Source organism: Carboxylicivirga linearis (assembly GCF_018271995.1).
GTDB classification, from domain to species: Bacteria; Bacteroidota; Bacteroidia; order Bacteroidales; family Marinilabiliaceae; genus Carboxylicivirga; species Carboxylicivirga linearis.
Genome location: NZ_JAGUCO010000001.1, coordinates 79,679 through 92,455, shown reverse-complemented (window position 1 = coordinate 92,455; position 12,777 = coordinate 79,679). Strand labels below are relative to the sequence as shown.

10 protein-coding genes are annotated in these 12,777 nt (G+C 33.9%); 8 read left to right on the top strand and 2 right to left on the bottom strand.

All coding sequences use genetic code 11. The annotated features are described in order from the left end of the window. The first annotated feature begins 42 nt into the window (after window positions 1–42). The 4 genes from KEM10_RS00375 (at window position 43) to KEM10_RS00360 (ending at window position 4,829) form a co-directional block, all read left to right on the top strand. The gene (locus KEM10_RS00375) at window positions 43–1,011 is read left to right on the top strand and encodes a glycoside hydrolase family 43 protein (RefSeq protein WP_212212036.1); all 969 of its coding nucleotides are present in this window, start codon (window positions 43–45) and stop codon (window positions 1,009–1,011) included. Between the two features lie 386 nt (window positions 1,012–1,397). Further along, window positions 1,398–2,438, top strand: a complete 1,041-nt coding sequence (locus KEM10_RS00370) for an ATP-grasp domain-containing protein (RefSeq protein WP_212212034.1) — start codon at window positions 1,398–1,400, stop codon at window positions 2,436–2,438. Next, on the top strand, window positions 2,438–3,481 hold the full coding sequence (locus tag KEM10_RS00365) for a CDP-glycerol glycerophosphotransferase family protein (protein WP_212212032.1): 1,044 nt from the start codon (window positions 2,438–2,440) through the stop codon (window positions 3,479–3,481). The genes KEM10_RS00370 and KEM10_RS00365 overlap by 1 nt, the downstream gene beginning before the upstream one ends. A 229-nt stretch (window positions 3,482–3,710) precedes the next feature. Continuing rightward, window positions 3,711–4,829 carry a glycosyltransferase family 4 protein gene (locus tag KEM10_RS00360; protein ID WP_212212029.1) on the top strand — a complete coding sequence of 373 codons (1,119 nt, stop codon included), beginning with the start codon at window positions 3,711–3,713 and terminating at the stop codon, window positions 4,827–4,829. A gap of 35 nt (window positions 4,830–4,864) precedes the next feature. On the opposite strand, the gene KEM10_RS00355 is transcribed toward KEM10_RS00360, so the two are convergent. Continuing rightward, entirely contained in the window at window positions 4,865–5,686 is an 822-nt protein-coding gene (locus KEM10_RS00355; protein WP_212212026.1) for a glycosyltransferase, read from the bottom strand. 296 nt (window positions 5,687–5,982) lie between these two features. On the opposite strand from KEM10_RS00355, the gene KEM10_RS00350 reads away from it, so the two are divergent. From KEM10_RS00350 to KEM10_RS00335, 4 genes are read left to right on the top strand one after another with little or no spacing between them, the layout of a single operon-like run. After that, entirely contained in the window at window positions 5,983–7,086 is a 1,104-nt protein-coding gene (locus KEM10_RS00350) for a glycosyltransferase (protein ID WP_212212023.1), read from the top strand. A gap of 36 nt (window positions 7,087–7,122) precedes the next feature. Continuing rightward, the gene (locus KEM10_RS00345) at window positions 7,123–8,952 is read left to right on the top strand and encodes an LTA synthase family protein (RefSeq protein WP_212212021.1); all 1,830 of its coding nucleotides are present in this window, start codon (window positions 7,123–7,125) and stop codon (window positions 8,950–8,952) included. A gap of 7 nt (window positions 8,953–8,959) precedes the next feature. Further along, complete coding sequence (locus tag KEM10_RS00340) at window positions 8,960–10,228, top strand: peptidase U32 family protein (protein WP_212212018.1); 1,269 nt, start codon at window positions 8,960–8,962, stop codon at window positions 10,226–10,228. Continuing rightward, window positions 10,221–11,018, top strand: coding sequence for a DUF2797 domain-containing protein (locus tag KEM10_RS00335; RefSeq protein WP_212212016.1), 798 nt, complete (start codon window positions 10,221–10,223; stop codon window positions 11,016–11,018). Before KEM10_RS00340 ends, KEM10_RS00335 begins: the two co-directional genes overlap by 8 nt. Window positions 11,019–11,020: 2 nt before the next feature. On the opposite strand, the gene KEM10_RS00330 is transcribed toward KEM10_RS00335, so the two are convergent. Then, window positions 11,021–12,616, bottom strand: coding sequence for an FN3 associated domain-containing protein (locus KEM10_RS00330; protein ID WP_212212015.1), 1,596 nt, complete (start codon window positions 12,614–12,616; stop codon window positions 11,021–11,023). Between the last annotated feature and the right edge of the window lie 161 nt (window positions 12,617–12,777).

The window sequence follows — 12,777 nt, the reverse complement described above, 5'->3', positions numbered from 1 at the left end:
ATTGAAGTTAAAAAAGAAGTAATCTTAAATCAATTGATAAACATGAAGCAAATTAAATTTTTACTTGCTGCAATAACCTTAGTGCTTGCAGTCTCGTGCCAGACAAAAGAGGTTAAATATAGTGGCAATCCACTATTTGATGATAATCCATTAACTGCCGATCCTTGTGCATTGGTATACAACGATACACTTTACCTATTTACGGGTTCTGATGAAGCAGTTCCAGGTCACGAAGGTTTTGTGATGAAGAAATGGTACGTCTTTTCAACTCCTGATATGGTAAACTGGACAAACCATGGTGTAAAACTAACTGTAGAAGATTTTGAGTGGGCTTCGCATAATGCTTTTGCCGGTCATTGTGTTGAAAACCATGGTAAATTTTGGTGGTATGTACCAATGGTTCATAAAGATCCAGCTACTAAGGTTAACGAAGGATTTGCTATGGGTGTAGCAGTTGCAGATCATCCACTTGGACCTTACAAAGATGCTTGTGGTCAATCCATCATTGCTGATACTACACAAAATTCAATTGTTTTAAATATCGACCCTGCTGTTTATGTTGATGACGACAAACAAGTTTACATGTTTTGGGGATCGTGGAATGCAGCCCGTTACGTAAAACTGAAAGACAATATGGTAGAAGTTGACGGACCTGTTCAAACAGTGGAAGCTAAAAACTTTTTTGAGGCACCATGGATTCATAAAAAAGGCGATACGTACTACTTGTCGTATGCAGCTCACTACCCTTCAACCACCGAATATTCAACTTCAAAAAGTATAGAGGGGCCATGGGAGTACCAAGGTGTGATAAACGATACACTTCATAATTCACCTACCAATCATCAGGCCATTATCACTTTTAAAGGTCAGGATTATTTTATTTACCACAATGCTGCCTCAAAAACAGGAGGACCATTCCGTCGTAGCGTTTGTATCGACAAACTGGAGTATGATGAAAATGGTAAAATCAAAAAAGTAGTCCGCACAACAACAGGTGTACCTGAAGTATAAGAAACTTAATTTGATTAATAATTTAAAGCGATTCTGGATTAATTCGGAGTCGCTTTTTTTATGGTAACCTCTAGGTATCTGTAGAACTAAAGAAGATTAGAAATTTTAATTCATATAACAAGTTAATATCCTTCACACCAGGCAAAATTCGATGCACTAAATGAGGTGTGTCAACTTTTCTTTCATATAATCCTTAATAATTCTTAATAATAGATTAATTTTGCTTTCGCTTAATCCTATTACACTGACTTATCCTAATCTCAACCTAAAGGGCAAACTGATAATAATTTTACAAAAGCTGTAGAGACATAAAATATAAATCCCACATAAGAAATGAACATTTAGTATCTAGTATGTTTTAATTTCACTCCGGAGAACCTAAAAATATGGAAATATACTTTTTAACAACAAACTACAACTTTTTTGGTCAAATGCGTAAGCCGTGGGCCTCAATGGATGTAGAGCTCATAAAAAATACAATAGAAGGCGAAGGAGTAAAGGTAAAACACTATCTCTTCTCTGACATAATTGATAAAATTGGTGAAATTAAAAATCAAATTATATTCTACGGATTTAGTCAAAAGGAAGAAACACGTGGTTATATTTCAGATATTATTTCTTTTTTAGATAAAGAAAATACTGTCATTCCATCATTAGAATTACTAAAGTGCCACGAGAATAAAGGTTATCAGGAACTACTTAAAAAACAATTAGGTTTTGAATCTTTAAAATCTCAATATGTTGATTCAATCAATAAAATTGATAAAACCACTTTTAAATATCCATTTGTTCTGAAAACCATTGATGGATCAAATGGCAAAGGAGTATATCTTATAAAACAAGATTCTGATCTAGTACAAATCCAAAAATCTTTTAATAAGATACCCTCTTTAAAACAACTTGACCTATTTAGGCGAAAGTATTTTAGGAAGAAAAAAACGTACCCGGAATATCCGGATTATAATAATCGAAAAGATTATGAGGATTACTTAAACTTCTATATTCTTAAAGATAAACGCTTTATTGTTCAAGAATTTGTTGAGGGACTGGAATTTGATTATCGCGTACTAATTCTGAACAATCAACTATATATTACTAAAAGGCATAATAAAGACAATGATTTTCGTGCCAGTGGAGCCAAGAAGTTTGATTTCAATTTTGAAGTTCCAACATCGATACTTGATTATGCCCTCAGTGTTTTTGATGTTTTTAATTCTCCGTTCTTATCAATTGATATTGCTGCTCAAGGAAATAATTACTTCTTAATTGAATATCAGGCTTTACATTTTGGTGTTAACGTATACTCAAAAAACAAATACTATTACAGCAAAGTAGATGGGGAATGGTCAAAATTCGAAATTAATCAGAGTATTGAAGAAGTAATCGCAAAACAGCTAGTTGATTATATTAAAACGAGGCATGCATAATGGTATTTTCTTATTATCTCTTAAAATCACCATACACAATAGCGTGGCACATACTAGATAAATTTCAGAAGAATAAAGAAACTATTTTCTTCTGTGAATATTACCTGGATTATATTGTTGCAAAAAATGTTTTGGATCACCTTGATAACATCACAATAGTTGCTAAGAACAGAAAAGTTAAGTTGCAATTAAAAGAAAAAGGTATTAAAAGTTCATTATGGCCAGTATTTCCTAAGAATGTTCTAATGACTCGTCATGGCATTCACAAATTTCCATGTTCTAAAATTAAACTCATTGGAATGAGGCATGGCCCATATCATTTTAAAAAGATGATACGCAATGAAAAATACAATGCCTTTGATCTGTTTTTAATGTCTTCTGAACATGAAGTAGAGATAGCTAAGTCACTGGGAATAAAAACAGCTAAATCAGGAGGTTTCCCAAAACTTGATGATGCATTTAATGGTAAAATATCAGCGAACGAAATAAGTGAATTAAAAACAAAACTTAATCTCTCGCAGACTAAGAAAACCATTATTTTTAGCTCAACCTATGATAAATCAGGAATGTCAGCTATTGATAAATGGTATGACAGAATTGAAGAACTCTCAAACACGTATAATATAATTGTTACACTTCATCCTTTTATGTCGGAAAAGTATGTTAATGAACTAAAAAAGAAGAAGAACATCTTTCTTTTAAAAGATAATTATACTTTACCTTATTTAATGATGGCCGATTTAATGGTTGCTGACGCGAGTTCAATAATTGCGGAGTTTTGCGCCCTTAAAAAACCGTTAATAACATTTAGGACTAACAAAGTGCCGAAATTAACAGACGAAATTCAACAATTGATTAAGGATGTTTCATTTCAAGTTGAGGATTTTTCAGAATTAGAATCCACAATCGAATCTGCTTTTGCAAGATTTTCAGAGAAAGATAGCTTTTATAAAAAATACAATTCAATGATGTTCGATCAGTTAGATGGTCGCCATGGAGAAAAATCTGCTAACTTAATAAAAGAGGTAATAAATAAGAGTTAAGTACTATCTCTGCAATAAATAAATATTCACCAACATTACTCCTATAGTTTACTTATAAGATACTAGTACAGTAGGTATTATTTTCTTCAATAAATGCTAATTCATGCGTGTGATAAGCTTCATGAGTTAGAGAAAAATGTAGTCACTTATATTCAAGAAATATTTGCTAAGTTTGTTGCATTTCACAATCAATATTACAATCGTACACTAACTATATATCCATATATAAATGAAAATATGCATTACCAGATCGGAAAAATACGCTTACTCAGAAACATTTATCCGAAACATCATAAGCGGATTATCTAAATACGCAGATATTGATACAATACATACAGGACGTTTACCCGAAAGAAAGGAAGATAATACTTTAATATATTCCAGGTTTTTATGGGTAATGCATAAATTTTCTAAGATCTTCATCGGTAGAAATAACTTTTTTAGTACCTATGGCCTAAAAAAACACCTGCAAAAAAATAATATTGATTGTGTATTTTCCAATTATGGAATGTCTGCTTCTCATATGGTTCCAGTTTGTAAGAAATTAAACATCCCTCTTATTGCAATCTTTCATGGACACGATGCAACTGATATTAAAATACTAAAGAATTACAAAAAGAAATATCAGAGACTATTTGATTATGCCACTTACATAGTTGTTGTTTCAAACGAAATGAAAAAACGTTTAATGAGTATTGGTGCTCCAGAAGAAAAAATTCAACTAATCCCTTATGGAATTGATACGACTCAATTTAAACCAGTATCAGAAGTAATTACAGATAGAAAATTTCTTGCAGTTGGTCGATTCACTTCAAAAAAGGGTCCTCTCTATACCATTCGGGCATTCAGTAAAGTTGTAAAAGAATATCCTGATGCAACATTAACCATGGTGGGAAAAAAATCCGGCTTGTATGAGAAATGTAGTGAATTAGTCTCCAGCCTGAATATTAGCAAGTCTGTAACCTTCACAGGTATCTTAGATCAAAAACAAATATCTGATTTAATGCAGTCATCAACGGCATATGTTCAACACTCAATAATTGCACCTAATGGAGACATGGAAGGAACGCCCTTAAGTATATTAGAAGCTGCAGCTTCAGGATTACCAATAGTTAGCACATTACATGGTGGGATAAAGGAAGCTGTTATACACGGAGAAACAGGCTATTTAGTTGAAGAAAAAGACGAAAACAAAATGGCTGACTACCTTATTTTACTTTGTAAAGATCCTGAAAAGGCCAAAACAATGGGCTTAAATGGACGCGACCATGCACTTGATAACTATAACAGAGTCAAACAAATTAAGAAGTTGTACACTTTAGTTGAAAAGGCCGTTCAGAACAATTAATAGTTTATTGCAACTTTTCAACCAGATTTAATTTTCTATTTATATTTATCAATTCCATTATCAGCCCATACTATATTTTCTTCTCTTACTTGCTTTCTTCTGGCTCTGTTTTTTAAAAGCAGTTCTCTATTTCTATAGGGCCTTGGATGGTCGAGATGCACACAAATTGCTTTATAGCGAACCTGCTTTCCCACAATACCCTTATTTACTAAACGTTCTCCTAATTCCCTGTCCAAACCACCATAAAACATATCTTCATTATAGCCGTTTACACTTATGATATCTGATTTGAACCCACTAACATTATGACCATTCCATGTTGGTTTGGTAAATGTGATAAGGTTCATAAAAAGAGTGTATATTTTATTACGAGAAACTTTCCCCAATTTATAACTCTTTTCTTGCCCATGTTGAAGCAACCACTTTTTCCTGAATATTTCCTGAGAGATAATATTTTCATCCAGGACAGAATCGGTAACTTCTTTATTCAATTTTAAGTAACCTCCACTTAGAAAGCGTCCTTTCTGAGCATTTTTTAAATGTACATCTACAAAATCAGCTCTTGGAATGCAATCATCATCCGTAAATAGTAAATAATCATATGTACTTTCTACTATCGCCTTATTTAAAATTTCACATTTACGGAAACCATTATCCTCATGCCAGACATGTTTAATGCTTAAATTGGAGTTCTCAGTGAACCAATTTATTAAATCTTTAGTCTTATTTCCTGATCCATCATCAGCAATAACAACTTCGAAGTTCTTATTTATTTGAGTTGTGAAGCCTAACAATACTTTTCTCAAATATTCTTCTTTATTGTAGGTTGTTATTATTACAGACAAATTGTCTACCATGATTGAATAATTTTATTTTGTGCGTAAAGGCAGCTAATTACCTTTCAACAAAGGTAAGAAAATGAAATTGAACTTATCGAAATACTTATTGCCACACCATAAATGCTTGATAGAAATCAACTGTTTTATATTGTTTTTAATTTTTCCTTTGCGAAAAATTGAAAAAGCTACCTTATTATTCATATTAATACATTTATTTTGCAGCTTAACTGTCAAAAAAAAGACAATTCACATCCACTAAAATTTAATGTGAATTTTTTCTGTTTTTAAATGACAAACAAGAAAGAATAATTGGAATGAGGCTTTTATTATTGAATTCCATAGGACGCTCGAAATGGGGTGGCGGAGAGAAATGGATGCTTATGACCGCAAAGAATTTGATTTCGAGAGGACATGAAGTATACATTGGCTGTTCTGCAAACTCCCTATTGGAGCAACATTCCAAAGCCGAAAACCTTCCGGTGCTTCCGATTAATATTTATTCCGACTTCAGTCTATTAGGTATATTAAAACTAAAACAATACTATAAACAAAAAGCATTTGATGTAATTATTGGATGCCAGAATAGGGATGTACGAATTGCCGGATATTTGGTTAAGAAAATTCTTAAATCTAAATGTTTGGTATATAGTCGCCAGGGAGTTCAACTACTCAATAAGTCGATCAAATATAAATTTAGTTTTCTTCCATTCTGCGATGGAATAATTACTAACACCTACTCAATTAAAAAGGAGTATGACAGTTACGGTTGGTGGGATAAAGATTTTGTAAAGGTTATATATAATGGCGTTGAAAGTCAAAACCACGATTTAGAGGGATTTAATTTTAATGAATACTTAAAACCTTCAACAGAAAATCCTTTTATTATCTTTTCAGCAGGCCGATTATCAACTCAGAAAGGGTTCCGTTACCTAATTGATGCTGCTAAGAAGGTAGTTATTAATCACCCTGACACCTATTTTTTTATTGCTGGAAAAGGAAAATTGCAACGAGAACTAAATGAGCAAATCGTACGAAATGGATTATCATCAAACGTATTCCTAATTGGTTTTCATGAAAATATAATCCCTTTATTGAAAAAGGCCGATTTATTTATTCTTCCATCACTTTTTGAAGGTATGCCCAATGCCTTAATGGAAGCCATGTCTGCAGGCGTTCCGGTAATCAGCACTAATGTAAATGGTGTGAGTGAGTTAATGCAGGATCAACAACATGGTTTAATCATTCCACCTGCTGATCCCGAAGCATTATCGAGTAGTATCTTAAAAATGATTGAAGATAAAAACTATAGAGATATGGGACTAGAAGGAAAGAAGCATGTAGCTAATAACTTCACCGTTGATAAAATGGTTGATGAGATAGAATCATTTCTTGAGGAAGGAATCCGAATAAAGTCATAAACACCATTTTAATTTCTTAATCTATTATCAATCTGCATGGTTAAACAATTTTATATCTTTTGGAGTAAAACCATTTTATTCTGGATCCTATTTTTTGCTCTACATCGTCTAATTTTTATAGGTTTTAATGCTGATTTCATAAAAGACACAACCATCAAAAACCTATTCCAATCATTTATTTACGGTGGAAGGATGGATATTTCCATCATTGGTTATTTAATGATGTTAGTTGTTTTGGGGCAGATTATATCCATTGTTACCTTACGTCAGTTTAGTACACGACTCATTAGTTGGATTACTTTTGGCCTTATTGTTGTTTTTACCGGATTACTGTTAGGCGATACTTATTTGTTTTCTTTTTGGGGAAGACACATCGACGCTGAAGCTATGAGCTTTTTAAAAGATCCTAAGGTAGTTCTTTGGTCTTTAGAATGGCATCAGTCCATTGGCTTCTTTGTTTCATTTGTTCTTATTAATGGCCTATTTATCTTAGGCTATAAAAAGTTGGTTAACCCTACTGTAACAAGATACAAACTCAACTGGAAACTAATTGGTATTCAGTTACCTATTTTACTATTCTTAGGAGGTTTATTAATAATTCCAATACGTGGCGGAGTTGGTGTGGCTCCATTAAACACTGGTGCCGCTTATTTCTCATCACAGCGCTTTGCTAATCAATCAGCATTAAATCCTATCTGGAACCTAATGTATTCTCTAAAAAAGATAGATGCAACCCAAAAGCACTATCATTTTATGGAGGATGAAAAAGCTGAAAAGATTTTTTCTGACCTTAAAAAAGAATCAGGTCATTACCCTTCTGTTTTAGCTGTTGAGAAGCCCAACGTTGTAGTTATTTTACTTGAAAGTTTTGCCGCTCATGTAATTGAGCCATTGGGTGGACATGCTGTATCGCCAAATTTCACAAAGCTTTGTAAAGAAGGCATTCTGTTTTCTAACTATTATTCAGCATCATCTCGTTCCGATAAAGGATTGGTTGCTGCAATAGCAGGTTATCAGGTTATGCCAACCTACTCAATCATTCGCATGCCTGATAAAACTGAAACATTATCATTTCTTCCGAAACAATTTGAAGAAGCAGGTTATAATGACATTATGTACATGTACGGCGGAGATATGGGTTTTAAAAATATGAATTCATTCGTTCTACAAGCCGGGTTTAAGCGAACAATAACCATGAGCGATTTTCCATCGGATTATCAAGGAGAAAAATGGGGGGTTCACGATCAGTATACTTTTGACCGTTTAGCTGACGAAATGCAAAGTGCTACGGCTCCATATTTCTACTTTTACTTTACTCTTAGCAGTCATGAGCCGTTTGACGTCCCTATGGTGCAAATGTTTGAGGATAAATACCATAATTCAGTAGCTTACACCGATAAATGCTTAGGTGATTTCTTTGATAAGGTAAAGAAAAACGGATTATGGAATAACACTTTGTTTATTCTAATGGCCGATCATAGTACTCCTGGTCCGGAGCGCTTTACCGATGACACAAAAGAGCGATTCCATATACCTATGTTATGGACTGGTGGAGCCTTGGCAGTAAAAGATACGATAATTAATAAGGTAGGTAGTCAAACCGATATGGCCCGAACTTTGTTAACTCAGTGTGGTATAAATGATGATGGTTTCCCATTTAGCAAAAACTTATTCGACGAAGAGGTAAATGGTTTTGCATTCTTCGATTATCCGGATGCAATGGGATTCATTCAGGACAGTTTATATCAGGTCTATGATAATAGAATGAGACGTTTTATCCGGATGGAAAATGCTCAAAATTCAGTTGATAGTTTGAAAGCGAAAGCTTATTTACAAGTGCTCTCGCTTGATCATAAAAGCAGATAGTATTACAATGAAAGGATTGAAAAGGGAAGATTTTGAGGTAATGGCGCCGGTTGGATCTTATGAGTCATTACAGGCAGCTATTCAAGGGGGAGCCGATTCTGTTTATTTTGGTATTGAACAGCTAAATATGCGTTCGCGCTCATCAAATAACTTCAGTACCGAAGATTTAAGAAAGATAGTTAGCATCGCCAAAGAAAATGGCATTAAAACCTATCTAACTGTTAATGTGGTTATTTTTAATAATGAACTTTCGTTGATGCGCGAGATTATTGATGTTGCAAAGGAAATGGAAGTAACTGCAATTATTGCATCAGATCAGGCAGCCATTAATTATGCTCATCAAATAGGAGTTGAAGTACATATTTCTACACAAGTGAATATCTCTAATGTTGAAACATTAAAATTCTATAGTCATTTTGCTGATGTAGTAGTATTGGCTCGCGAATTAAATATGGATCAGGTTAAAAGTATCCACCAGGCAATTGTTGAAGAAGACATTAGAGGACCAAAAGGTGAGTTGATTCAAATTGAAATGTTTGCCCATGGCGCATTATGCATGGCAACATCGGGTAAGTGCTACATTAGTCTTCATCAGTTAAATTCGTCAGCTAACCGTGGGGGGTGCCTGCAACCGTGCAGAAGAGGATATGATGTAACAGAGAAAGAATCGGGCATGCAAATGAGTCTGGAGAATGAATACATCATGTCGCCAAAAGATTTGAAAACCATTCATTTTCTGAATAAAATGATTGATGCCGGCGTAAGAGTATTTAAAATTGAAGGACGTGCACGATCGGCTGAGTATGTTAAGAATGTTTGCCAGAGCTATAGCGAAGCCATTTCTGCTGTTTTAGACGGAACCTATGGAGAAGAGAAGATACAGCAATGGGATACCAAACTTTCAGAGGTATTTAACCGTGGTTTCTGGGATGGATATTACATGGGACAGCGCCTAGGAGAATGGAGTCATAACTACGGTTCAAGAGCCACAAAAAAGAAGACCTATATTGGGAAAGGAATGAATTATTTTCCAAAATTGGGAGTAGCTGAATTCTTGATGGAAACACAAAACCTGAAAGTTGGCGATGAAATTTTGATAACAGGCCCTACTACAGGTGTTGTTCAAATGAAAGTATCCGAAATCAGAGTGGATCTCAATCCTGTTGAAGAAACAAAAAAAGGAGAGCGCTTTAGCATGCCAGTTGATGTTAAAATCAGACGTTCAGATAAATTGTATAAACTAACCGAAACATTAAATAATCAATCCAATGGCTGAAGGTAACTTACTTAAGATGCGCACTAGTATTGATGGTGACACAATTCAATACCAAATGGTGATGAAAGATACTACCATCAATTTAAATGAGTTCGTTGGAAAGCCATTAAAGCTAACCTACAAAAACCAAATTAATTGTATTGCCTGTGGAAAGGTGACATCAAAATCGTTTGGACAAGGGTTTTGCTACAATTGCTTTCAAACAGCACCCGAAGCTGAAGAGTGTGTGTTAAGACCGGAATTGTGCAGAGCTCATCTGGGTGAGTCACGTGATCAGGAATGGGCCGAATCGCACTGCCTTATTCCTCATTATGTATATCTGGCTGTAGCATCAGGTATTAAAGTTGGTATAACAAGAAATACACAAATACCCACGCGTTGGATAGATCAGGGAGCCTGGAACGCAATGATTATTGCCGAAACTCCTAACAGACATATAGCAGGTGTAATAGAGTCATATTTAAAACAACACTTTTCTGATAAAACTAATTGGAGAAGTATGTTGAAAAATATTTTGGCAGAAGAGATTAATCTATTGAGCGAAAAAAATAGAGCTATTGATCTTTTACCAAAAGAATTGCAAAAATATGCTTTTCAAGAGGAAAAGCTATGGGAATTAAATTACCCTGTTTTACAGTTTCCAATAAAACCACAATCGGTTACATTTGATAAGGAAGCGTCTATAGAAGGAACCTTACAAGGAATTAAAGGTCAATATCTTTTATTTGATAACGATAGAGTAATTAATATTCGTCGCCACAGCGGATATCTTGTTGAAGTAGAAAAGTAAATCTAAATAATTACAATTTCATCGATAAACAATTTTGATGGTATACTATCAATTGAAATTTCGGGATTAACAATTCTAATCTTTAAGTATCTACCTGTTTGTTGACCACTTATTAACTCAATACTTTTTTGATTTTCACCTTTATCTGTTGAAGGAACCAGCGAAACAGAACCGAAGATCTCAAAATTTTTATTGTCTTTCGAGATACTTACTTCTATTGATTTGGGACTAAGTATTCCTAAATTGGGCCGACTTAAGTGAGATAGATAAACCTCACTAATTTGAGTCATGCGATTAAGTTTACAGGTCATAATAACTTCACTGCTATCAGACTTTAACCATCCATTTTTTAAATCAATAGCACCTTGTTTATTATCTTGCAGAAAGTCAAACAAGCCATCAGTCAGCTTATCATTATTCGGTGATACATCTATAACTTTACACTCTACATTACTTCTTTTTATAAAAGTTTTAGTGATAGTATTTGATGGTTTTTTGCGCTTTTTAAATGCAAAGGCAGTAATAGTTGTTGTTTTATTTAATACAATGGGTTCGTCATATTTAAGCGAAGCAGTATCGGGTTTTGAACCGTCGAGAGTATAATAAATGTTTGCCGAATTATCGGGTAAAACAATGGGTACAGACATTTTTTTTGCAAAAGCAATTCCATCTGTATTAAAAAAAGGATCTTGCAATGAAGGGATTAACTCTCTGGGTTCTTTGTCGCTTAATTTCTCATTTAAACGGAATGATAATACTGCTTTTATGGGGAAATGGTCAGAAATAAATGTATCACCTTTCTTAATAGGATAGGTTCGAAATGACTGAACCAAAAACATGCCGTTAACCAAGATATGATCAATGATCATCTTTTCTGTATTGTCATTAAAACCATTAAAGGTTGTTACGGTTTCATTATCGGTTGTAAGATTCTCAAATCTTGAATCCCACAAAGCCGAATGATCAATCCAATGATCGGTTAATGTTTGGTAAGCAACCTGATTAAATGTAGCGTTAAAATCGCCCGTAACAACTACCGGAGCATCTCCTGCTAACAACTGAATTTTGTCTAACAATAAAACTGAACTTTCGTTTCTGGCAAACGAACTAATATGACTAAAATGAGTATTAAAAACATAAAAGATATATCCATTCTCTATGTTTCTTAACTGAACCCACGTCACGATGCGAGGAAAATGCGTACCCCAATTTTTACTGCCAGGAATATCAGGAGTATTTGACAACCAAAAATGAGAAGAGGAAATTAATTCGAACTTATCTTTTTTAAAAAATATGGGGGTCATCTCACCAGCGTCTTTCCCATCTTCTCGTCCTGCTGCAATACTCGTATAATCCTTAAGGTGTTCTTGTAAGTGTTTCAATTGTCGTGGAAGTACCTCCTGAAATCCAATAACATCAGGTTTTTCCTTATCCAAAAATGAAAATGCAATACCCTTTCTGTTATCCCAACTGTTGATACCATCTCCAGGATTATCGTAGCGAATATTAAAACTAATTACACTTAATGATCTGTCGTTAACTCCACAAGAGCTAAAAACAAGAACTAATAAAAGGATATATAATAGTTGCAACCTCATTAATTTACTTTTTCGAAAGTGTAGACCACCAAATAAAAAATAGAAGTCCATTAACCATAGACTTCTTGATAACTAAAAATATATCCTAATTATTCAATTATCACTATTTATTACATGTATGCTTATAAATAATTGATAACAATGTTATTATTTAAGGTTTT

Excerpts from the sequence above, each read along its gene's own strand:
- KEM10_RS00375 (WP_212212036.1), top strand. The coding sequence starts at position 43 with ATGAAGCAAATTAAATTTTTACTTGCTGCAATAACCTTAGTGCTTGCA.
- KEM10_RS00370 (WP_212212034.1), top strand. The coding sequence starts at position 1,398 with ATGGAAATATACTTTTTAACAACAAACTACAACTTTTTTGGTCAAATG.
- KEM10_RS00365 (WP_212212032.1), top strand. The coding sequence starts at position 2,438 with ATGGTATTTTCTTATTATCTCTTAAAATCACCATACACAATAGCGTGG.
- KEM10_RS00360 (WP_212212029.1), top strand. The coding sequence starts at position 3,711 with ATGAAAATATGCATTACCAGATCGGAAAAATACGCTTACTCAGAAACA.
- KEM10_RS00355 (WP_212212026.1), bottom strand. The coding sequence starts at position 5,686 with ATGGTAGACAATTTGTCTGTAATAATAACAACCTACAATAAAGAAGAA.
- KEM10_RS00350 (WP_212212023.1), top strand. The coding sequence starts at position 5,983 with ATGAGGCTTTTATTATTGAATTCCATAGGACGCTCGAAATGGGGTGGC.
- KEM10_RS00345 (WP_212212021.1), top strand. The coding sequence starts at position 7,123 with ATGGTTAAACAATTTTATATCTTTTGGAGTAAAACCATTTTATTCTGG.
- KEM10_RS00340 (WP_212212018.1), top strand. The coding sequence starts at position 8,960 with ATGAAAGGATTGAAAAGGGAAGATTTTGAGGTAATGGCGCCGGTTGGA.
- KEM10_RS00335 (WP_212212016.1), top strand. The coding sequence starts at position 10,221 with ATGGCTGAAGGTAACTTACTTAAGATGCGCACTAGTATTGATGGTGAC.
- KEM10_RS00330 (WP_212212015.1), bottom strand. The coding sequence starts at position 12,616 with ATGAGGTTGCAACTATTATATATCCTTTTATTAGTTCTTGTTTTTAGC.